The sequence below is a fragment of the Rhizobium sp. GCM10022189 genome (assembly GCF_042656325.1).
Classification (GTDB): Bacteria; Pseudomonadota; Alphaproteobacteria; order Rhizobiales; family Rhizobiaceae; genus Rhizobium.
This window is the reverse complement of record NZ_JBHSOR010000039.1, coordinates 81,363-103,409: the sequence shown is the minus strand read 5'-3', so window position 1 is coordinate 103,409 and position 22,047 is coordinate 81,363. Positions and strand designations below refer to the sequence as shown.

Annotated in this window: 22 protein-coding genes; 14 read left to right on the top strand and 8 right to left on the bottom strand. The window is 61.5% G+C overall.

Translation table 11 applies throughout. The annotated features are described in order from the left end of the window. Positions 1-78 precede the first annotated feature (78 nt). The 5 genes from ACFPWW_RS15510 to ACFPWW_RS15490 all read left to right on the top strand — a co-directional run bounded on the left by ACFPWW_RS15510 (position 79) and on the right by ACFPWW_RS15490 (position 4,387). Positions 79-903, top strand: coding sequence for an IclR family transcriptional regulator (locus ACFPWW_RS15510; protein WP_377312412.1), 825 nt, complete (start codon positions 79-81; stop codon positions 901-903). Between the two features lie 13 nt (positions 904-916). Continuing rightward, the gene (locus ACFPWW_RS15505) at positions 917-1,927 is read left to right on the top strand and encodes a 2Fe-2S iron-sulfur cluster-binding protein (RefSeq protein WP_377312411.1); all 1,011 of its coding nucleotides are present in this window, start codon (positions 917-919) and stop codon (positions 1,925-1,927) included. A 1-nt stretch (position 1,928) separates the two neighbouring features. After that, positions 1,929-2,861 (top strand): LysR family transcriptional regulator, encoded by a 933-nt coding sequence (locus ACFPWW_RS15500; RefSeq protein WP_112571999.1) that lies wholly within the window; start codon positions 1,929-1,931, stop codon positions 2,859-2,861. A gap of 268 nt (positions 2,862-3,129) precedes the next feature. Then, complete coding sequence (locus ACFPWW_RS15495; RefSeq protein WP_112572027.1) at positions 3,130-4,059, top strand: ABC transporter substrate-binding protein; 930 nt, start codon at positions 3,130-3,132, stop codon at positions 4,057-4,059. 124 nt (positions 4,060-4,183) lie between these two features. After that, complete coding sequence (locus ACFPWW_RS15490) at positions 4,184-4,387, top strand: hypothetical protein (protein ID WP_112571997.1); 204 nt, start codon at positions 4,184-4,186, stop codon at positions 4,385-4,387. A gap of 75 nt (positions 4,388-4,462) precedes the next feature. On the opposite strand, the gene ACFPWW_RS15485 is transcribed toward ACFPWW_RS15490, so the two are convergent. Further along, complete coding sequence (locus ACFPWW_RS15485) at positions 4,463-5,062, bottom strand: HupE/UreJ family protein (RefSeq protein WP_112571995.1); 600 nt, start codon at positions 5,060-5,062, stop codon at positions 4,463-4,465. Positions 5,063-5,275: 213 nt separating this feature from the next. Here ACFPWW_RS15485 and ACFPWW_RS15480 point away from each other — a divergent pair, with 213 nt between their 5' ends. After that, positions 5,276-6,196, top strand: a complete 921-nt coding sequence (locus ACFPWW_RS15480) for a LysR family transcriptional regulator (RefSeq protein WP_113497895.1) — start codon at positions 5,276-5,278, stop codon at positions 6,194-6,196. A gap of 2 nt (positions 6,197-6,198) precedes the next feature. On the opposite strand, the gene ACFPWW_RS15475 is transcribed toward ACFPWW_RS15480, so the two are convergent. The 3 genes from ACFPWW_RS15475 to ACFPWW_RS15465 are packed head-to-tail and all read right to left on the bottom strand — an operon-like array spanning position 6,199 to position 8,855. Further along, positions 6,199-7,044, bottom strand: a complete 846-nt coding sequence (locus ACFPWW_RS15475; RefSeq protein ID WP_377312409.1) for an alpha/beta fold hydrolase — start codon at positions 7,042-7,044, stop codon at positions 6,199-6,201. Between the two features lie 15 nt (positions 7,045-7,059). After that, positions 7,060-7,737 (bottom strand): RraA family protein, encoded by a 678-nt coding sequence (locus ACFPWW_RS15470; protein ID WP_112571989.1) that lies wholly within the window; start codon positions 7,735-7,737, stop codon positions 7,060-7,062. A gap of 8 nt (positions 7,738-7,745) precedes the next feature. Continuing rightward, positions 7,746-8,855, bottom strand: coding sequence for a zinc-dependent alcohol dehydrogenase (locus ACFPWW_RS15465; protein ID WP_113497898.1), 1,110 nt, complete (start codon positions 8,853-8,855; stop codon positions 7,746-7,748). A 77-nt stretch (positions 8,856-8,932) separates the two neighbouring features. On the opposite strand from ACFPWW_RS15465, the gene ACFPWW_RS15460 reads away from it, so the two are divergent. After that, complete coding sequence (locus ACFPWW_RS15460; protein ID WP_377312408.1) at positions 8,933-9,307, top strand: hypothetical protein; 375 nt, start codon at positions 8,933-8,935, stop codon at positions 9,305-9,307. 11 nt (positions 9,308-9,318) lie between these two features. On the opposite strand, the gene ACFPWW_RS15455 is transcribed toward ACFPWW_RS15460, so the two are convergent. The 4 genes from ACFPWW_RS15455 to ACFPWW_RS15440 all read right to left on the bottom strand — a co-directional run bounded on the left by ACFPWW_RS15455 (position 9,319) and on the right by ACFPWW_RS15440 (position 12,628). Beyond that, positions 9,319-10,359 (bottom strand): amidohydrolase family protein, encoded by a 1,041-nt coding sequence (locus ACFPWW_RS15455; protein ID WP_112755607.1) that lies wholly within the window; start codon positions 10,357-10,359, stop codon positions 9,319-9,321. Positions 10,360-10,406: 47 nt separating this feature from the next. Beyond that, a complete protein-coding gene (locus ACFPWW_RS15450; RefSeq protein ID WP_377312407.1) occupies positions 10,407-11,276 on the bottom strand; it encodes a phosphate ABC transporter substrate-binding protein in 870 nt (289 codons plus the stop codon). A 127-nt stretch (positions 11,277-11,403) separates the two neighbouring features. Then, on the bottom strand, positions 11,404-11,943 hold the full coding sequence (locus ACFPWW_RS15445) for a chromate transporter (protein WP_112571981.1): 540 nt from the start codon (positions 11,941-11,943) through the stop codon (positions 11,404-11,406). Continuing rightward, positions 11,936-12,628 (bottom strand): chromate transporter, encoded by a 693-nt coding sequence (locus ACFPWW_RS15440; protein ID WP_377312406.1) that lies wholly within the window; start codon positions 12,626-12,628, stop codon positions 11,936-11,938. The genes ACFPWW_RS15445 and ACFPWW_RS15440 overlap by 8 nt, the downstream gene beginning before the upstream one ends. A 452-nt stretch (positions 12,629-13,080) precedes the next feature. Between ACFPWW_RS15440 and ACFPWW_RS15435 the strand changes: the two genes are divergently transcribed. From ACFPWW_RS15435 to ACFPWW_RS15405, 7 genes are all read left to right on the top strand, one after another. Then, positions 13,081-14,592 (top strand): tripartite tricarboxylate transporter permease, encoded by a 1,512-nt coding sequence (locus ACFPWW_RS15435; protein ID WP_162702920.1) that lies wholly within the window; start codon positions 13,081-13,083, stop codon positions 14,590-14,592. Further along, positions 14,589-15,134, top strand: coding sequence for a tripartite tricarboxylate transporter TctB family protein (locus ACFPWW_RS15430; protein WP_112755617.1), 546 nt, complete (start codon positions 14,589-14,591; stop codon positions 15,132-15,134). Before ACFPWW_RS15435 ends, ACFPWW_RS15430 begins: the two co-directional genes overlap by 4 nt. 140 nt (positions 15,135-15,274) lie before the next feature. Then, on the top strand, positions 15,275-16,279 hold the full coding sequence (locus ACFPWW_RS15425; protein WP_112571973.1) for a Bug family tripartite tricarboxylate transporter substrate binding protein: 1,005 nt from the start codon (positions 15,275-15,277) through the stop codon (positions 16,277-16,279). Positions 16,280-16,286: 7 nt separating this feature from the next. After that, entirely contained in the window at positions 16,287-18,140 is a 1,854-nt protein-coding gene (locus ACFPWW_RS15420) for a thiamine pyrophosphate-binding protein (RefSeq protein WP_377312405.1), read from the top strand. A 36-nt stretch (positions 18,141-18,176) separates the two neighbouring features. Beyond that, positions 18,177-19,034: an NAD(P)-dependent oxidoreductase gene (locus tag ACFPWW_RS15415; RefSeq protein WP_112704119.1), complete on the top strand. Its 858-nt coding sequence runs from the start codon at positions 18,177-18,179 to the stop codon at positions 19,032-19,034. A 127-nt stretch (positions 19,035-19,161) separates the two neighbouring features. Next, positions 19,162-20,382, top strand: coding sequence for a hypothetical protein (locus tag ACFPWW_RS15410; protein WP_377312404.1), 1,221 nt, complete (start codon positions 19,162-19,164; stop codon positions 20,380-20,382). A gap of 63 nt (positions 20,383-20,445) precedes the next feature. After that, the gene (locus ACFPWW_RS15405; RefSeq protein ID WP_377312403.1) at positions 20,446-21,951 is read left to right on the top strand and encodes an ethanolamine ammonia-lyase reactivating factor EutA; all 1,506 of its coding nucleotides are present in this window, start codon (positions 20,446-20,448) and stop codon (positions 21,949-21,951) included. The last annotated feature ends 96 nt before the right edge of the window (positions 21,952-22,047 follow it).

The window sequence follows — 22,047 nt, the reverse complement described above, 5'->3', positions numbered from 1 at the left end:
AGGCGTGGCGTGAGTATTTGCAGGAGCTGTGTTATGGACGATCCCTTACTCCTTGCAAAGAGACGGAAAACGCACGCCATGAACGCATCTGTGAAGGAAACGGCACGCACGAAAAAGGCAGCGCCTGCCAAACGCAATCGCTTGTCTTCGGTCACGACGGCGATCCGTCTTTTGAAAGCGTTTTCGGAGGACGAGGTCGAAATCGGCGTCAGCGCGCTGGCTCAGAAGCTGAAGGTGGCAAAGAGCACGGTTCACCGGCTTGCCGTGACGCTGGTCGCCGAAGGGCTGCTCGAACAGAACCCCGAAACCGAGCGCTATCGCCTGGGTGTCGGCCTGTTCGGACTTGGAACGCTGGTGCGCCGCCGCATGAACCTGTCGAACGAGGCGCGTCCGTACCTCTTCGACCTTCGCAAGCATACCGGCGAGACCATCATCCTCGGCATCCCGACCGATACGGAAGTGATGCATGTCTACGACCTGGAAAGCCCGCAGGCGGTCGGCATCAAGTCTGACCTCGGCGCCCGCCGACCGGCCCATTGCACCGCGGTCGGCCGGGCGATCTTCGCCTTCGCGCCGGAGGAGACGGTCGAGCGCCTGCTTGCAGGGCCGCTTGTTCGCCGCACGCCACATACGATCACCGATCCCGCGCGGGTGCGCGAGATTTTCGCTGAAGTCCGCCAGCGCGGCTTTGCGATCGAAGACGAAGAGAGCGAGCCGGGCATCCGGGCGATTGCTGCCCCCGTCCGCGATTCCACCGGTGCCGTCGTCGGCGCCGTCGGCGTCGCCGGCCCGTCGCTGCGGCTCTCGCTCGAAGCCATAGAGAATTTCGCGCCGCCGCTCTTGGAAACGGTGGCAACCATTTCGTCCCGTCTCGGCCATGGAGCGGGTTACAGACAAAGATGACAGGGAGGAAAGCATGACCGTGATGACATTGAGCGGGACCGATACGAAATGGTCCTGCGCCGACGGAGACACGATCATGCGATCCGCCATTCGCGCCGGTCTCGGCTTTCCCTATGAATGCAATGTCGGCTCCTGCGGCAATTGCCGTTTCGATCTTCTTGAGGGCGAGATCGAGGAGCTTCGCCCGGATGCGCCGGGTCTCAGCGATCGCGACCGCCAGCGCGGACGCAGGCTTGGTTGCCAGTCGCGGCCACTGACGGACTGCCTCGTCAAGCTGCGGCTGATGCCGCAATATGTCAGCACGCACGCGCCGGTGCGCCAGGAAGCGACGCTGGCAGGCATCCGAGACATAACCCACGACATTAGAGAATTCCGCTTCCGTCTCGACAGGCCCGTGCCATTTCTCTCCGGCCAGTATGCGCTTCTTTCGCTCGCGGGCGTGGAGGGCAGTCGCGCCTATTCCATGGCCAACAGGGGAGACCAACCGGAGGAATGGCACTTCCAGATCCGGCGCGTACCGAATGGCGCGGCCACTTCTACGCTGTTTGACAAGCTCAAGGCGGGAGATCGCATCGGCATCGACGGCCCCTATGGCATGGCCTATCTGCGCGAGGATTCACCCCGCGACATCATCTGTCTCGCCGGCGGCTCAGGCCTCTCGCCGATGATTTCGGTGACGCGGGCTGCAGCCGTTTCGCCAGCTTTGGCGGGCCGCCGTATCGATTTCATCTATGGGGGCAGGGAAGCGCGCGATATCTGCGGGCGTGATATGCTGGAGGAGCTTCCGGGCTTCGGCAGCACACTTCACTACCACCCGGTCGTTTCCGGCATGCCCGCGGAGGACGACGGCTGGGACGGCTATCGCGGCTTCGTGCACGAGATCGCCGCAAAGCTGTTTGCGGATCGACTGCCGGAATGCGAGATCTATTTCGCCGGTCCGCCGATGATGGGCCAGGCCATCCAGAAAATGCTCATCGACCTTGGCGTGCCGCAGGCCCAGGTCCATTTCGACCAGTTCTACTGACATGAAACTTCGCCAGCTCTCTTATTTCGTGAAGGTGGTCGAAGTCGGCAACATCACTCGTGCCGCCGAACAGCTGAACCTTGCCCAGACCGCTCTCGGCATCCAGATCCGCAATCTTGAAGATTCGCTGCAGATCCAGCTTCTCGACCGGCATTCGCGCGGCGTCAGCGCCACGCCGGCAGGCATGCTGCTCTATGAGCGGGCGCTGGAAATTCTCCAGCGTATCGAGGAGACGCGGCGTGACCTGATCTCGCTCGGCGGCGAACGTGTCAGGGTACGGCTCGGTGCGACGCCGAGCATCCTGAAACTCATCGGCACCGATCTTCTTGTCGCCGCCAACGAGCAGCTTCCGGGCATCGCGCTTCACGTCGTCGAGGAACTGAGCTTCGTGCTGACGGATGCGCTGGAGCGTGGCGAGCTCGATTACGTGCTCGCCTATGATATCGACGACAGCCCGGGCCTGAGGCGTATCGCGCTGATGGAAGAAGACCTGCTGCTGATATCGGCGCCGGACGGCAAGTCGGACGAAGCCGATGTCTCCTTCCGCCACGCGGTGGCCGGCGACCTCGCGCTGGTGTCCAACCGCGACATCATCTGGCGGCGCGTGCATGAAACCGCCTCGCGCCTCTCCGTGGACGTCAAGATCACCTACCAAGTGCAATCGATGGAGGCGATCAAGGCGCTCATCCTTCATGGCGTCGCCCAGAGCATCATGCCCTACGGCATCGTCTCCGAAGAAATCCGCTCCGGCGAACTGGTCGCCCGGCGCATCGAGCGCCCGGACGTGAAACTGACGCTCTTTCTCGCCCACGCCTCCCACAAGGGGCTGGCGGACGAGCGGCTGTTCCATTCCTTCATCTATAACATGGTCGACCGCCTGGCAGCGGCGATCGGCCCCTACGCCCACCCGATCGATCGGGTCGCAGAAGACTGACCAGTGATTTTCGTATGGGCTGGACAATATGATTTATCTTGGACATTTCCCTGTGCGAGCCCGATGATCGCAAGGAAATATCAAGGGCCGCAGACCGGATCTTCGTGTCGGGCTAAAGAGCGCGAGAACTGATTGTCTTTTGATGTCAGTCGCTTGGCGGGAGGATGCCAAGGTCCGTCTCGGGCTCTGCTGTTGGGGAGTGAGAATTCTGACATCGTCGCTTCGTTTGTCCTTCGGTTGCTGGAATTATGACCGTACGCGCGCCCTGATGGACCGTACGGTCGTGCCTGACGGTATCGAACTCGTCTATCTGAACATGCCGGTGGAAGAGACGTTCTTCCGCATGCTGCGCCACAGGGAATTCGATATCGCCGAGATGTCGCTGTCATCCTATGTGATGTCCCACTTCACCGAGGAGCAGCCTTTCGTCGCCATACCGGTCTTTCCGTCGCGCTACTTCCGCCACTCCTCGATCTACGTGAATGCCGATGCCGGCATTCGCCAGCCGTCCGATCTCGCAGGCAAACGTGTCGGCAGTCCGGAATATCAGATGACCGCTCCGGTCTGGATCCGCGGGATCCTGTCGGACGAATACGGCGTCAGGGTCGATGACGTGACACATTACACGGGGGGCGAAGAACAGCCGAACCGGCCGGAAAAACTGCCGCTCGACCTGCCGCCCTACATCAAGATCAAGCGTATCGGTCCCCAGCAGACGCTGTCGACGATGATCCGGGAAGGGGAAATCGATGCGCTGTTTACCGCACGCAAGCCCTCTTCCTATGACGGTCGCCACGTGAAGCGTCTGTTCGAGGATTTCGTCGAGGTCGAGCGCGCCTATTTCCGCAAGACCGAGATCTTCCCGATCATGCATACGATCGTCATCCGCCGGGAAATCTACGAGAAGAACCGCTGGATCGCCCAGTCTCTCTACAAGGCCTTCACCGAGGCCCAGGCCCGCATCTACCGGGATCTGGAGGAGACGGCGGCGCTGAAGGTGATGCTTCCCTGGCTGAACGCCCATGTCGAGGAAGCCCGCCGGATCATGGGAGACGACTACTGGAGCTACGGGTTCAAACAGAACCGCCAGACGCTGGATACGTTCCTGCGCTATTCCTACGAGCAGGGCCTGTCGAAACGGCGGCTGCAGCCGGAAGACATTTTCGTGCCGGAGACGATGGAGAATTTCGTGATCTGAGCCGCTCCTGTTCAGACACCTCGGGTCGCTATGCGATGTCCGTATATCAGCATTGAAACATAGGCTCTTTCCGCAGCTGCGCCGGCAAGTTATATGCAGCGCACAATAGACGCGGAGATGAGAGATGACGACGATTGCCTACCGGAATATGCCTCGCACGGATTGGGTCCGCAGTGCATTCGGAGGTTTCTTCGACACGATGAGCCTCGTCGGCGCCGCGCATGAATGCTCGATGGCGCGCAGGGAGCGCCGTGTTCCCGACACCGCCGCTCTTCAGACCCTCGGAATCGACGCGACGGCTTTCAAGCGGACCTACAAGCGCCGCTGACCGAACTGTACCGGACATAAGAAAAGGGCGGCAATCCGTTGGATTGCCGCCCTTTTTTTATCACTGTGCGAAGTCTTAGATCATACCTGTCAGGATGCCGACGCCGGCAACGGCGGCAACACCGCCAGCCGTGCGAACCGCGAAGGTGCCGTGACGTTCGCCGGCACGGCCGATCATGAAGCCAAGGCCGAGGCCAACGGCGTGAAGCACGGCCGTCGCAATCATGAAGCCGGCGGCATATGCTGCACCAGCTGCATTTTCCGGCATCTCCGCTCCGTGCGCGTGGCCATGGAAAATCGCAAACAGGCCGACGAGGCCCATTGCCACTGCGGTCGGCGCCTTCACGTTCAGCGCAACGATGGCACCGAGGACCACTACCGAAAGCGCAATGCCAAGCTCGACAAAGGGCACGTTGATCCCGGCAATCCCGAGGCCGCCGCCAACAGCCATAACCAGGACAAAGGTTGTCGGCACCAGCCAGGTTGCGCGGCCGCCGAGCTGGAAGGCGAAGACGCCGACCATGACCATGGCGAGAATGTGATCGAGCCCGGAAATCGGATGGCTGAATCCGTGCACGAAGCCCGACGTATCGCCAACGCCGGTGTGAGCGTAGGCAACGGCCGGGGCCGCGACGGCAGCAAGGGCCAGAAGCATGCGCTTGATTGATTGTCTCATTGTCATTTTCCTCCTGAGGTCTGCGTCGGCGACAATTTATGAGGGGGCAGCGTCGTCAACATCTGATGGTAATGCAAGGGGTCATTTGACGTAGGCGCCTCCCGCGCAAGCGGAGAACAATTACCCTTCATCATGGCCACGGTAGGCCCTGGCGGTGCCGAAGTAAATTTTAATCTCTTTACAGTGCCGTTAAGTTTTTTTATCGTGACTTTTATGAAAAATATAAGTTTTCGTCAGCTGAGGTCGCTGCTTGCCATCGAGTCACATGGCAAGATCGTTGAGGCTGCGAAAGTGCTGCGGCTGAGTGCGCCGGCCGTGACGCTACAGCTCAAGCAGCTGGAGGCCGAGGCCGGAGTCCAGCTCTTCGATCGCATGGCGCATGGCATGTATCCGACCGAAGCGGGCAGGGCTGTCTTGTCTGCCGCGCGTGATATCGAGGATCGTCTTCAGCTTCTGAGCGACGAGCTCAACGCGTTCAAGGGCATCAAGCGCGGCCGTATTACTGTCGGTGCGGTATCCACCGTCCGTTATTTTGCGAGCGCCATGCAGAATGCCTTCGCAAACGAGTTTCCCGACATCGACCTTGATCTCGTCATCGACCGGCGGACGGAAACGATCGAGCGCCTTAAGAAGCGGACGGTCGATATCGCTCTGGTTGGACGGCCGCCGCGGGATATTTCCGTGCGCGCGGCAATTTTCGGAGAGCATTCGCTGGTCGTCGTCGCGCCGCCGCATCATCCGCTTGTCGGTCGCCATGGCATTTCGAAGGCGGATATTGTGGAGGAGCATTTCATCGTGCGCGGCACCGGTTCCAGCACGCGCATATCCTTCGAGCGCTTTATGGCCGATATTCCCGGCCGGGCCGCCGGCCCGATCACCGAGATGGAACTCGTTGAAGATATCAAGCGGGCCGTCATGGTCGATACCGGGCTTGCTTTCCTTGCCGCCCACAGCGTCGCCGAAGAGGTTCGGGAGGGCAAGCTTGCCGTTCTCGATGTCGTCGGGCTGCCGATCCGTCGCCAGTGGTTTGCCGTCAGCCGCACCGACCGGGCCATGACCCCCGTCATGACCGCCTTCCAGGAGTTCCTGACGCGCCGAAGCGGACAGTTCCTCCCGGAAGCGCTGCCGGCCTGACATCAGGCCTTCAGGAAGTCGGCGATTCGGGCGTTGGTATTGTCAGCTGTCAGCTGCGGCACCGGAATATCCCAGTAGTCCGAGCCCGGGATGCATTCCTGCAGATAGCGTGCGGCAGATGTCGCATGCGAGAAGTCGGCCCCCGGGACAATCAACGTCGGAATGTCAAGCCTGACGAGATCCTCTGGCTCGGCGCCCGGAGACGTGTCACGGTCGATGAGGCCGCGCGGCATGCCGGCGATGATTGCCTTGTAGTGATCGACATTCATCGAGATGTACCGCTTGGCGAACTCCTCGTCATGCCGCAGTACGGAAACCCAGGGGCCGCCGCGCGGATCGGCGCCGAAGGCCTTGTTGCTTTCCTTCGCCAGCGCGACGACCGCTTCCAGCCCGTTCTGCTGAACGAAGGCCAGGTGCTCGGCAAAGCGCTGATGGCCCGTCATGCGGTATCGGGCGCCGCCGACCGGCCAGAAGAGCACCATCTTGTCGACCCGCTCGGGGAATTGCGTGGCGACAGCCATCGCCACGCTGCAGCCCATGCAGCCGCCCATGATGTGGGCTTTTTCAATACCGAGATGATCGAGCAAGCCCATCGCCTGGGCGACATAATCGTGCCAGGTCACACGCTCGACCCGCCCGCCCGACTGGCCGGTTTCGCGCCGGTCGAAGAGGATGCAGGTAAAGTGCGATGGCAGGTGATCCAGAAACCGGGTCGTCACATAGATGCCCTGTGTGCGCCATTTCTCGATCGTGGCGTCGAAACCGCCGGGCGAGAACATCAGGAGCGGCGGACCGTTGCCGATCACCTCATAGCGCGTTTTGATACCGTCAATGACTGCCGTTGCCATTCAAGTCTCCTGATCTCAAAGTCCTTCGCAGCCGAGCTTGCGCAGGCTTTCGTCGACCCAGAGCTTGGGATCGAGCCTGCCGGCAAGCGTATTGGCCACGGTTCTCGCTTCGGCCTCATTCTTGGCCTTGGCCTGCGTGTAGATCTCCTCCGTCGTGCCATAGGGCACGCAGAGCAGGCCGTCATCGTCACCGATGACAAGGTCGCCGGGATTGATGACCATGCCGCCGAAGGCGATCGGCACGTTGATTTCGCCGGGGCCGTCCTTGTACGGGCCGCGATGCGTGATGCCGGCGGCAAAGACCGGGAAATTCCCGGCCTTGATCCATCCGTAATCGCGCACCGCGCCGTTGATGACGACGCCGGTGACGCCGATCTTCATGGCGTGCGAGAGCATCATTTCGCCGACCAGTGCATTGGTGAGATCGCCGCCGGCATCGACGACGATGACATCGCCGGGCTCGGCCATCAGCAGTGCCTTGTGGACCATGAGATTGTCGCCGGGGCGGGTCTTGACGGTAAAGGCCGCCCCCGACATCTGGCCGGAGGCATGCAAGGGGCGAAGTTCAGGCCCGCCTGCCGTCATGCGCGACATGACATCGCTGACATTGGCAACGGGCAGAGTGCGGAACTTCTCGATAGTGGCCGCATCCACCTTGCGGGTGCGCGGCACGATTCTGAAACCGAGGCTCATGGTTGCTCCTATTCCCAGGGCAGAAGCGATGCGTGGATCACGTCGGGTACGCCCTGTCCGCCGACCGACTGGATGGCGAGTGCGGCGTCCTTCAGCCCGAAGCGGTGCGTGGTGATCTTCTCAAGCGCGAAGCGGTTGGAGGCGATCTGTTCGAGCGCCAGCTCGCAGGCGCGGTAGCTGTGGCCGCGGGCGCTCTTGATGGTGATCGCCTTGGTCGTCACCTTCTCGAGCGGGAAATTCGGGAACTCCTTCATCTCGCCCTGCACGAGGATCGTGCCGGCCTTGCGCACAAGCGCCTCGACGCCGAGCAGGATCGGGATCGTGCCCGCACCCGCCGTACAGTCGAGCGAGATATCGACACCCTTGCCGCCGGTGATTTCCATGATACGCGCCAGCGGGTCTTCCCTCTGGACGTCGATGACATAATCGGCGCCGAGTTGCTTGGCGACTTCGAGGCGGGCCGTGTCCTTGGTCGTGCCGGTCACGATAATCAGCGAAGCGCCCGCCTGTTTGCAGATGACGGTCTGCGACAGGCCCTGCTGGCCCGGCCCCTGGATAAGGACGGTGGAATTATAGCCGACCCCGGCATCGAAGAGCGACCACTCCACACCGTTTGCCATTGGCGTGACAAGACCGGCAAGTTCCGGCGTGACACCCTTCGGCACGCGATGGACAACGGCGTTCCACGGCAGGTAGACATATTGTGCGAAACCGCCCCACAGATGCGGCGCGCGCTCGGCCGAGGTATAGCCGTAGCGGATGCTCTCCGGGTTGTTGCGCCAATCGGTGTTTTCGCAATGGCGATACTGGCCCTGATGGCACCATTGGCACTTGCCGCACATGACGTAATGTTCGACGAAGACGAGGTCGCCTTCCTTAAAACCCTTGCGACGGGTGAATTCGCGGCCGGCCTTGGCGATATAGCCGATATTTTCGTGGCCCATGATCGTCGGCGCATTGTTCGGCGGCGTCTTGAAGAGCTTGACATCGGTGCCGCAGATGCCGGCAACTTCCATCTTCAGGAGGGCGGCGTCCTCCGGAACGTCGGGCATCGGAAATTCCCGAAAATCCATCTGGCTCGGTCCGGTGCGGACCGCGGCGAGAACCTTCTCTGTCATGCTTCACTCCCTTCATGCGGGCTGTGGGCCAGCGGCATAAGCGCCGCACGGCGAGCCCTCTGTTTCGACAAACGTTTTTGACAAGTGACGCCGTCGCGCCCTATGGTGGCGGCCAGCAGCGGCCGATCGACCGCCGCCGAACCCAGCCGGAAACCATGCTGAAGACTGCAAGCCGCAATGCCGGAAAGATCGATGCCGTCCGCCGCATCAAGGACTGGACGCGCGCACGTTTCGGCCTCGGTGACGACATTCCGGTCATGGTAGCGGAAGTGGCCTGCGGCCTTCCGGGCTGCCCGCCGATCGAGACGATCGTCACCTTCTGGACGGCGCCGGAGACGCGACACGCCTTCAAGGCGTTCAAACCTGCCATCGAGGTGACGGTCGACGACCTGCCGCCCTCGTGGATGAAGAACGCCATCATTTCCGACAGCGACGATCTTTCCTGCTGCTGACCCGGCGCTGCTCATTGCGGTCGGCCCGGACGGCCGCGGCGCGTCAGCTGGGCGTCGAGACGCGGATAGACCCGGCGCGCATTGCCCTCGAAGATCTTGTAGCGGCTGGTCTCGTCCAGCGCTTCGAGCCTGTCGATATAGCGCTTCGTGTCATCGTAGTTATGCCCCGTTTCAGGATCGATGCCTTTGACGGCGCCGAGCATTTCCGAGGCGAACAGAATATTGTCGATGGGGATGACCTTCGACATCAGTTCGATGCCGGGATAGTGGTAGACGCAGGTATCGAAAAAGACATTGTTCAAGAGGTGCTCGGTCAGAAGCGGCTTCTTCATCTCCTGCGCCAGGCCGCGATAGCGGCCCCAATGGAAGGGCACCGCGCCGCCGCCGTGCGGAATGACGAATTTCAGCGTCGGGAAATCCTTGAACAGGTCCCCCTGCAAAAGCTGCATGAAGGCCGTCGTATCGCCGTTGATGTAATGGGCGCCGGTATGATGGAAGCAGGCATTGCAGGACGACGAGACATGGATCATCGCCGGCACGTCCAGATCGCAGAGCGCCTCATAGAGCGGATACCACTGGCGATCCGTGAGCGGCGGGTCGGTCCAGTAGCCGCCGGACGGATCCGGATTGAGATTGACGCCGACAAAATCGAGTTCTTCGACGATACGCCTGAGTTCCGGAATGCAGTTCTTCGGCGCAGCACCGGGATGTTGCGGCAGCTGGCCGACAGCTGCAAAATTGTCCGGCAGCAGCTTGCAGATGCGATGGATCAGGTCATTGGACATCGAGGTCCACTGCTGGCTCACCGCTTCGGTACCGACATGGTGGGCCATGCCGGCGGCACGCGGCGAAAAGATCGTCAGATCGCTGCCGCGTTCCTTCTGCAGCTTCAGCTGCGGCGCCACGGATTCGCGCAACGTATCATCCGAAATGCCGAGATCGGTGGTAAGCGGCCGGCGCATCGGGTCGGCGAGCCCGGCAAGCTGCTTGTCGCGGAACTGGTGAAGCGCCTGCGGCTCGGTGGTGTAGTGTCCGTGAATGTCGATGATCATGCGCAATCCTCCTTGCGTCATCGATGAGAGCTGGTGTCCGGCATCGCTCAGATGCGGACGAAGAGCTCGTCGACTTCGTAGCGCCGCGGTGTGACCTTCTGGTCGGCGGAATAGTCGAAGGCGAGCTGCAGCGAGCGGCGGTTCTCCTCCAGGCCATAGGCCGGAGGCGGTGTCGCGCCATCTTCCTCGATCGCCACGCGGCGCGCCTCCTCGAACAGTTCCATCAGCTCTCCGGCGAGCCAGGAATGGCTATCGAGCAGTTCGTTGCGCACGGTCAGCACGTGGTTGATCGGCACGATACCAGTCCGCTCGATCCAGGCTTCGGCCGCCCTGTCGCCTTCCGGAACGACCGTGCGGATGCCCGATGGATCGACGACGCGCTCGCCCATGATCGCCGAGAGCTCGCCCGCCATCATCAGTTCGCGAAGCCCCATGGACCTGTCGTTGCGCACCGTGTTTGCGGGATCGGCATATTCGCTGAGATGGGCGTCCTCCATCGTCAGCCAGGTAATGCTGTCGAGATCGACGCCGTAGTCGTCCTTGATGATGCCGCGCACCCACACACCCGACGTCTGGGCATAGGCGCGCACGCCGACCCTGGTATTGTTGAGGTCTTTCGGCTCGCGAATGGCCGAGCCGGTCGGACAGACGAGATTGGCGTGCGGCAGCCGGCTCCAGAGCGGGATCGCGATACCCGTCAGGGGCTTGGCATAGTGATGCGCGAGAAGATGTGTGACGACGGCGAGCTCCGAGACGTCGAGTTCATCGCCGCGAACCATGGTGCGGAAGGCCTTGGGCAGGGGGTCGTAATCGCGGAACGCGAAGGTTACGCGGCTGGACGAAACGCGTCCGTCCATCAGCGGCTTGACGTGAGCGTGCTTTCCCAGTGCCGTGCGCAGCAGCAATTTGTCTGACATCGAACCCTCCCGGATCGATTGTTCCTATATATGGAACGATGTTCTTGTTTAATGATAATAACGCGAATCGCCGACCGGTCAATTCCGGGCTCGGCGATTTTTCAAAGCCTGGTGTTGAAGCCCTGTCTTAGGCGTAGCCGCCCAGGCTCAGCAGGAAGTAGCCGACGGCGCTGGCAGCCAGGATCGGGTAGGGGCCGACCTTGGTGAAAAGCAACAGGCCGACGGCGGCTGCGACCGTTGCCACCTCGATCAGGTTGAGCTGGGCCGAACGCGCAACGGTGTAGACGCCGGCAAAAATCAGACCGGCGGCGACGGGCGCCAGGCCGCGCTCGGCGGCAATAACCCAGGCCGATTTGCGATGGCGGTGCCAGATACTGCCGCAGACGCAGACGAGCAGCGATGACGGCAGGAAGATTGCAAGTGTCGCGGCAAGAGCACCGAGCAAGCCGTCAACATGCCAGCCAATCAGCGCGACGATCAGCGTGCCGGGGCCGGGGGCCGCGCGGGAGATGGCGTAAAAGTCTGTGAAGGCGCGCGCGCTCAGCATGCCGAACACGTCGACTGTCTGGTGCTGCAGGCCGGCGATGATCGACTGCCCGCCGCCGAACGATACGAGCGACAGCGGGATGCAGAGAAGGACGAGGTTGAGAAGCTTTGCGTCATCCATGGTTCTGCACCTCCTTTTTGTCCTTGACGAAGAAGGCGGCGATGATGCTGACCGGGATACTGAAGGCAACGACCGGCACCAGCGGCCAGCGCAGGAGACCGACCATGACGAAGACGGCGATGGCAATCAGAATAGGGACGACATGCCGATGCAGCCGGCGGCCGGTCTTGATCCCCATCGTCAGCGACGAGGCGATGCCGACGCAGGCAAGGCCCCGCAGCACTGTATGGGCCTCGGAATAGCCATTTATCTTTTCATAGAAAAAACTCATCAGCAGGATCACTGTGAGGGCCGGGGTCAGCATTCCCGTGAAGGCAAGCGCCGCCCCGGTCCAGCCCCGCAGTTTCAGGCCGATATAGACGGCAAGGTTTACCGGATTGGCTCCCGGAAGGATCTGCGCGATCGTCAGCGTCTTCAGGAAATTGTCGTCATCGAGCCAGCCGCGCCGTTCGACGATCTCGCGATGTGTCCAGCCGGACATGCCGCCGCCGAACGACGACGCCCCGAGCCGGAGGAAAGAAATCAGCAGGTCGGACAACGGAACTGCGTCCTCCCTCTTCGTGTGAGCGTCTACCCGCTTGTCCAATTCGGCCCTCCCTTGCCTGCCTGAGATCGGCGCCCGGCCAGGAATCCCGGGCGACGTCAAGGAAGGATGGGCCGTGCTCGGCAACGAAGTCCATGCCATTTCCGCTTAGCAAGGCAGTAAGGAAAATTTATCGACTGCACCGTTGGCGGTCTTTTTCGGCAATGGGATGAAGCTTTTAAGCTGTCGATGGCGAACGGTTTCGCGTTTTCCAGACGCGAGGCCGACAGCCGGTACACAATCACGTTTTTTATCGATGATATATGTGAAAATACCGCGATTTTGTCAATATTTTATATTGAAATCAGATACTTAAATTACGTTCTTCTAAATGGAACGATGTACCCCAGTACGGAATAGCTATTGCCAGCCCGCAAGAAAAGTGATGGACTAAGCATAAATTTTTGCTTTGGACAAAGCTCTGGCGAGGGGTCCTAATGAACTCCAGATGCCAGGGGCTCGAGGCGCCGGGTAAGGATAACCGCACCTGGGGGAGTGCGGAGGATCGGCGGAGGCCTGTTGCGGTTTTCGTCGGCGGGAGGAGTGAAGCTGCAATGATTGAAACAATGTTCGGGGCGCTATTCAACCTCGTTAGTTCGCCCCACATCATGGGCCTGATGCTGATCGCGGTGGTTTTCGGACTGCTGGTGGGTGTCACGCCCGGTATCGGTGGCAAGCTGTCGATCGCCATGGCCATCCCATTCGTCTACGGCATGGATATGGTGGCAGGCGCAGTCTTTCTGCTGACCATGCACGCCGTTAACGGCACCAGCGGACAAATATCCAGTATCATGTTCGGCATCCCCGGCGACGGCGACGATGCTGCGACGACATTGGATGGCTACCCGCTGGCAAAACAGGGGCAGGCGGCGCGTGCCCTCGGCGCCAGCATTACCGCATCGGGCGTTGGCGGCATCATTGGCGCCGTGGTCTTTGCGATCATGATCCCGATCCTGGAACCGGTCATCCTGATGTTCAGCCCGGCGGAATTCTTCCTGATCGCGCTGCTCGGCATCAGTTTCATCGCTTTCCTTTCGAGCGGCAACCGCATCGTCAAGGGTCTGATCGTCGGCTTTTACGGCCTCATGCTCTCAACCGTCGGCATGGACCCGATCACCGGCACGCCCCGCTATTCCGGCGACTTCCTGTTCCTGTGGGATGGCGTCAGCCTGGTTACGGCGGTGCTTGCAATGTTTGCCGTACCCGAAATGATTTCGCTCAGCACCAAGGGCGGCTCGATTTCCGCCGTTCCGATGGACTCGGGCTTTTCCTATCGCCAGCTTCTGTCCGGCGTCATGGAAGTGCCGCGTCACTGGTGGCTGGTTGTTCGCACGTCCGTCATCGGCGCCATTATCGGCATGATCCCGGGCCTCGGCGGATCGACCGCCGCCTGGCTTTGCTACGGCCATGCCGTGCAGAGTTCCAAACATCCCGAGCGCTTCGGCAAGGGGGCGATCGAAGGCGTGATTGCGCCGGAGACCGCAAGCAACGGCAAGGAAGGCGGCTCGCTGCTTCCGACATTGTTCTTCGGCATCCCCGGTTCGTCGGGCATGGCCGTGCTGCTCGGCGCGTTCCTGATCCTCGGTATTCAGCCGGGTGCCCTGATGGTGACGCAGCATCTCGATCTCGTCTGGACGCTGATCTGGGCGCTCGTCGTCGGCAACCTGATCGCCGTCGGCATGCTGCTCGTCATCTGTCGCTGGGTTGCGGTGCTGACCTTCGTGAACGGCCGCATGCTCGTGCCCTTCATCCTGGTCTTCGTATCGCTCGGCTGCTTCGTCAGCGACTTCCAGTGGCAGAACCTGATCGTCCTGGTTGTCTTCAGCTTCATTGGCTACGGTTTCCTGCGTGCCGACTGGCCGCGTGCCCCCTTCGTCATCGGCCTCGTGCTTGGCGGAAAGGCTGAAGCCTCGCTCAATCAGGCGCTGCAGCTGTGGGGCTTCAGCTTCTTCCTGCGGCCTCTGTCGCTGGTGCTGATCGCCATGATCGTCGCGCTGATGGGCTACGCCTTCTATCGCAACTTCCGTCCGGCTGCCCGCCGGTCCAACGTGGAGGTCAGCCCATGACCCTGAAGAACATCAACTTCAGCACAGTGCTGACCGTCATCATGCTTGCCATCTTCGCGTCCATGGTGACCATTTCCTTCGGATATCCGGCAAAGGCGCGTTTCATGCCGCTCGTCGTCGGCCTGCCGGGCATCGTGTTCTGTCTCATCCAGCTCGGGCTCGACCTCTTCCGCTCGCCGACCGAAAGCGCTGCAGCCTCGGTCGGTCAGCAGATCGCGGCGGCGAGTGCGCCGGAAGGCAGCCAGCATGAAGAACTGCCGGAGTTCGGGCCGCATACGGCGCGTCAGGAAGTGGTGATGTGGAGCTACTTCGTGAGCTTCATCGCCGGGGTGATCCTGTTCGGTTTCTACATCAGCGTGCCGATCATGCTCCTGACATTCCTGCGCCGGCAGGGCGAAGCGAGTTGGAAGTTTGCGCTGGCATTGGCGATCGCCGCAACGCTTGCCCTTTACCTGATGTTCGGACGCCTGCTCGGCATCGAACTTCATCCGGGCTTTGTGACGCGCTGGGCCATTCACGCTCTTGGCCTGGGTGCCATCTAACGGAACGCCGAGCGCGGACACAGACCGTGCGGCGAAGAAGGAAGTGCCGGCCAACCAAACCCGCCGAGGAAACGGGATGGCCGGCATGATCGACGAGCAGGACGCCTACAGATTTTGATTGAGCTCACTGGGAGGAAACTATGAATATCAACGCAATTCGCATGACGGCTCTCGGCCTTGGTGCCGGTCTTGTAATGCTGGCAGGATCTGCCGCTGCACAGGAAGGCCCGGATTTCTTCAAAGGCAAGACTGTCAACTATATCGTCGCCACGGCACCCGGCGGCGGCTACGACACGAACGGACGCCTCGTCGCCCAGTTCATGCAGAAGCACCTGCCGGGCTCGACCTTCGTGGTGCAGAACATGCCCGGCGCCGGCCACCTGATTGGCGCAAACTTCATCTACGCTTCCGATCCGGACGGTCTGACCTTCGGCACGTTCAACACCGGCCTGATCTACGGCCAGCTGTCCGGCAATCCGGGCATCAAGTTCGACCTTGCCCAGATGTCCTGGATCGGCAAGGTGTCGTCCGATCCGCGCGTCATCGTCGTATCCAAGGATTCCGGTATCAACAGCTACGAGGACCTGGTCAATCTGAAGGAGCCGATCAAGTTCGCCTCCGCCGGCGTCGGTTCCGCATCGACGATCGAAACGACCATGCTCGTCAAGGCGCTCGGCCTGAAGATCCAGGTCGTATCAGGCTATAACGGCAGTGACGACCAGCTTGCCATGCGCCGCGGCGAAGTGCAGGGCATCATCGGCTCGCGCTCGACGTTCCAGCCCTTCGTCGATGCCGGCAACGGCAAGCTCATTGCCCAGATCGGCGGTTCGGAAACCGACATTCCGCAGCTTTCCTCGCTCGTCAACAGTGACGACGCAAAGCGCGTCATCGCTCTTGTGGAATCGCAGAGTGACATCTCCCGCCTGACCGCCGGGCCTGCCGATATCCCGGCCGACCGCCTGAAGGCGCTGCGTGACGCCTATGCTGCTGCAACCTCGGACCCGGAATTCCTGGCCAAGGCCAAGGAGATCGGCGTTCCGGTCGATCCGAAGATCGGCGACGACGTGGGCAACCTCGTCAAGGGGGCCATGAACCAGACGCCCGAGGTTGTCGATTTCCTGAAGCAGTCGCTCAAGGAAGACTGATCGATCCATGCAGGATGGCCGGGCGGTCAGCCGCCCGGTTCTTCTCAACCGGTTGAAGGAACGCAGCATGGACAACAAGGTGACGACCGCCGCGCTTGACAAGACGGCGAAGAAGGAAGGCGTACCCTCCGCGTGGCAGTCGGATGTCATCGCCGATCTGATCAAGCAATACGGCTTTCCCTTCATCACCCTCAACCCGGGTGCCAGCTATCGTGGCCTTCACGACTCGCTGGTCAACCATAACGGCAACAATCCGCCGATGCTGGTCTGCCAGCATGAGAAGATCGCCGTGCAGATCGCCCATGGTTACGCCAAGGCAACGGGGGAACCTCTCGCCGTCATCGTCCACAATGTCGTCGGCCTGCTGCATTCGACAATGGGTGTCTATTACGCCTATACCGACCGCGCGCCGGTCTTCCTGATCGGGGCGACCGGTCCGATGGACGAGGGCAAGCGTCGCCCCCGCGTCGACTGGGCTCACACGGCCAATGTGCAGGGCAACCAGGTTCGAGACTATGTGAAATGGGACTATCAGCCGGGTGGCATCGACGGTGTCGTTGACAGCTTTGCCCGCGCCTATTCGATCATGATGACCGAGCCGCGCGGCCCGATCTACATGTGTTACGACGCAGCCTTGCAGGAAGCGCCGCTGGAGGCGCCGATCGCGCTGCCTTCGCCGAAATCCGCCAAGGTGCCGAGCCGCATCGCGCCCGATCCGAAGGCGCTGGAAGAGGCAGCCGACCGTCTGGTTTCGGCTGAATGGCCGGTGCTGCTGCCGCAATTCGTCGGCCGCGACAAAAACGGATATCATGACATGGTGGGCCTTGCCGAAGCGCTCGGCGCGCCCGTCGTCGATACGCAATGGCGCCTGAATTTCCCGACCGAGCACCCGCTCGACATGCGCATGAGCAAGGACGTCTTCAAACAGGCGGACCTGATCACGCTGCTCGACTGCCGCGACTGGGAGCGCCCGACGCATGTCAACGACCGCATCAACCGCACGCTGAAGCCCTTGTTCCCAAAAGGCTGCGATTGGCTGGACATCGGTTTTGCCGATATCGAGATTTCGAAATGGGCGACCGATTACCAGCGTTTCCCGGAGACGGCCCAGCGTGTGCTCGCCGATACGGCACTTGCGATCCCGGCCTTGACCACCCTGATCAAGGATCGCGTCAAGGACAACGGCGCGCTTGCCCGGCGCATCGCCGAGCGCGCGAGCGCCATCGGCAAGATGCATGACGCCCAGCGCGCCAAGTGGCGCGAGGAGGCGCGTAACGACTGGGACGCCAAGCCGGTGACGCTCGCCCGCCTTGCCACCGAAGTCTGGGACAAGATCCGCAACGAGGACTGGGTGCTGACCACCAATGCCTTCGAAGACTGGGCTCTGAAGCTCTGGGATTTCGACAGGCCCTACCGCTGGCCTGGCAAGGCTCTCGGCACGGGGACGCAGATCGGCATGGCAACGGGCATCGCGCTGGCGCACAAGGGCACCGGGCGCCTCGTCGTCGACTGCCAGACGGACGGCGACCTGATGTTCGATGTCGGCGCGCTCTGGTTTGCTGCCAAGCATCGCGTACCGTTCCTCTGCGTCATGCACAACAACCGCGCCTACTACAACGACTGGGAACATCAGATCACCGTGGCGCGCCAGCGCGGCACGCCGGAAGAGCGCGCCCATATCGGCATGGATCTTTTCGATCCGGCGCCGGATTTCGCCACCCTTGCCCGTGGCCTCGGCTGGTATGCCGAAGGCCCGATCGAGGACGCGAACGATATCGGTGCGGCGCTCGAACGGGCAATCGCCAAGGTCAAGAGCGGCATTCCGGCCCTCGTTGACGTGGTGACGCAGCACGAAGGTTAAGCGCTCGAACGCGCATAGGCATAAGGGGAGACAGGGATGAAGGTCGCGGTCGTCGGCACCGGGGAAATGGGGCTCGCAATGGCAGGGCATATGCTCGACCGCGGGCATGAGGTTTCTGCCTTCGATGTCAGTGCCGAGCGCTTGGCCGCTGCAGCCGGGAGAGGCATCAAGGCGGCTGGCGCGCTTTCGGAGCTTGCGGATGCGGAGGCCTATATTCTGGTCGTTGCGACCGATCAGCAGGTCATCGACGTCTGCGAAACGCTTGCTGAAAGTGCTGCGAAAGGATCGATCATTGCCGTCGCCGCGACGATCAGCCCCGAGACGATGCTGCAGCTTGGGCCGAAGCTCAGGAGCAGGGATATTGGACTCGTAGACGCCCCGGTCGTCTACGGCGCTTCGGGCGCGAAATCGGGAACGCTGCTGTCGCTCTGCGGCGGCAGCGAGGAAGATGTCGAGCGCATCCGCCCGGCGCTGATGTGCTACAGCCGCGATGTCGTGCGTGTCGGTCCGCTCGGCTCCGGCCAGATCGCGAAATCCTGCAACAACCTGTTGCACTGGGTTCATTGCGTGGCCAATTACGAGACGCTGCTGATTGCCAAACGTTACGGCATCGATGCCCAGCGCATGCGCGAAATCCTGCTTCTGTGCCCCGGCACCAACGGCACGCTCGCGCGTTGGGACACGACACGCTTCACCTGGCAGGAGAAGGACATGGACGTGACGCTGGAGCTGGCCCAGAAGGGCGGCCTCATGCTGCCGCTTGCCGGCCAGGTGGATCAGATCATCAAGTCGCTGAAGGCCGACGATGTGAAGGGCCTGCTCTACGGGACCGAGGCCAGCTATCTCGGCAAGACGGTGCGGCCCATGTCTCCGGCCGAAGGGGGCGTTGCCTGACGCCTCTGCCTGCAACCGAATATGCGCCCGCGCAAGCGCCGGCACCGTCCGCAATTGCGCCGAACCGCCGCTCCATCCTCCGATGGCTCCTGCGGTGAAACAGAAACAAGAAATCGAGAGTGAGACAATGTCCGTCAGTGAAAAGCCAAGCGTAAGCGATCCCGTAGCGACCAGCGATCCCGGCAATTCGAAGTTTCTGGTCGATCCCTACGGCAACTGGTCGAAGGGGGAGGGCATCCCGATCCATTTCGACTACGGCCATGACCTGCTGGCGCTTGAAACCGGCGCCTGGGACCGCTACGACGCGCGCGGCTGCTTTGCCCATACCAACGGCATGGGCGACTTCATGGCGAATTATGTCATCGAAGTCCTGCCCGGCAAGAAGACGCGGCCGGTGAAGCACCTTTACGAAGCCTTCTTCTACGTGCTGTCGGGCTACGGCTCGACGACGGTGTGGCTGCCGAACGGCGAAACGCGGACTTTCGAATGGGGTCCGAAGGCACTCTTCGCCATTCCGCTGAATTGCCAGTACCAGTTCCACAACGGCTCGGGCCAGGAGACGGTGCGGCTGTCCTGCACCAATGATGCGCCACTGACGATCAATCTCTACCACAATCTCAAGTTCGTCTTCGAAAACGACTTCGAGTTCGAAGACCGCCTGGGCGGCGCCAAGCATTTCGAGGGTGAGGGCGTTCTCTACACCTATGGCGCGGAATCCGCCCGCAAGATCCAGAATGTCTGGGAAACCAATTTCGTGCACGACCTGACGAGCTTCAAGCTCTACGAGTTCGACGGCCGCGGCAAGGGTTCGCTCAACGTCAATTTCGTCCTTGCCGATGGCACGATGCATTCGCACGTCTCGCAGATGCCGGTCGGCCGCTACAAGAAGGCGCATCGTCATGCGGCGGGCACGCATGTTCATGCGGTCGACGGCGAGGGCTATTCGCTGATGTGGTACGAAGGGGAATCTGAATTCAAGGAAATCCCCTGGCGCCACGGCTATATGTATACGCCGCCCTTCTGGATGTATCACCAGCATTTCAACACCTGCGACCAGCCGGCCCGTTATGTCGCCTGCTCGCTCGGCAGCCGGCGTTATCCCTTCATCTCGCTGCGCCGCAAGAGCGCCGAAGGCGGCGGTGCGACTTCCGTCAAGGACGGGGGGCGTCAGATCGAGTACGAGGATCAGGATCCGCGCGTTCATCGCAAGTTCCTCGAGGAGCTGCAGAAGACCGGCGTGCCCTCGGCCATGGGTGACATCTTCGACGAGCCGGCTATCATGGCCCTGCCGAAGGAAAGCCTGACGGGTGTCATCAAGACTCCGATCCTTGCCGGCCCGGCAAGCTGATAGCCGCCGACGAGCCGCGCAGAGCTTGCGCGGCTCAAGCATATGTAAAGGGAACGGTGTCACGTGCACGACCTCGATTTCGACCACGAACATGGTGACCTCTCCGAGGAGGAACGCCGGGTCATTTCCGAGTGGCTATGGCAGCAGGAAACGGTCGAGCTTCTGACCGTCGGTATCGATATCGGCAGCTCGACATCGCACCTGCTGTTTGCTCGCGTCGTCATGCGGCGCGAGACGGAGGAACTGTCGAGCCGTTTTCAGGTGATCGACCGGCAGGTCGTCTGGCGTTCTCCGATCCTGCTGACGCCTTTTCTGCCGGACGGGACGATCGACGCCCAGGAACTCCGGCATTTCTTCGCGCACTGTTATGAAGACGCAGGATACAAGCGCAGCCATATCGACACCGGCGCTGTGATCCTGACCGGCGAGGCGATCAAGAAGAAGAATGCGCGGGCGATCGACGAGATTTTTGCCAGCGAATCCGGCCGCTTCGTCTGCGCAACCGCCGGCCACAAGCTCGAATGCATGCTGGCTGCCCACGGCTCGGGTGCGACAGAACTTTCCAGGAAGCGCAACGCCTGCGGCCTGCATGTGGATATCGGCGGCGGCACGACGAAGCTTGCACTGATCAGCAAGGGCGAAATTCTCGACGTCGCAGCCTTTGCCGTCGGAGGCCGCCTGGTTGCGCGGGACAAGACGGGGGCCTGGACGCGCGTCGATGAATCGGCAGCGCTCGTCGCAGCCGAACTGGGGCTTGCAACCGATCCCGAAACGCTCGCAAAACCGGAGGTTCGGCTGGCGATCGCCAGGAGGCTCGCCGCAGCCGCTGTCGATCAGATCCTCGGCGCACCGCTCGATACGCTCGGCGAGAAGCTGCTGCTGACGGAACCGCTCGAACGCAACGTCCGGCCCGACTACGTGACTTTCTCGGGTGGCGTCTCGGAATATATCTTCGAATACGAGACGGCAGATCATGGCGATATCGCCCAGATGCTTGCCAGGGAGCTCGTCTCCCAGTTGACCCCACGCATCGAGGTGCCGATCGTCGATGCCGGGCAGCGTATCCGCGCGACGGTTATCGGTGCTTCTCAGTTCACCGTGCAGGTAAGCGGCAAGACAATGTATCGCAGCGGCGACAAAGGGCTGCCGTCGCACAATATCCCGGTCGTGCATCTTGGCCATGCCGTGCCTGAGAATGTCGATGCGGAAGCGATTGCCAAGGCTTTTGCCAGCGGGGCCGCGCGCCGCGACAGTGATGTCTCCGCGCCGCTGGCACTTGCATTTACCTTCGCCGGCCTGCCCGACTATCCGCGGCTTCTTGAACTCGCCAAGGCGATCAAGATGTTTGCCGCACCCGACGGTCCGCGCAGGGAGTTGCTGGTGCTGGTGATCGACGGCGATATCGGCCTGACGCTCGGGCGTATCCTCGACCGGGAACTGGAGATCGGCCCGCAGCTGATCTCGATCGACGGCGTACAGCTGAAGGAACTCGATTTCGTCGATCTCGGCGAATTCATCAATCCCCCGGGCGTCGTGCCCGTCGTGATCAAGTCGCTTTTGTTTTCGTGACGGACAGCTGCACGGCCTTGATTTGCAGGGCGGGCGGATGTACGTTGAGTTTAAATAGGAACGATGTTCCATATAAAGGAACATTTGGTTGGGAGG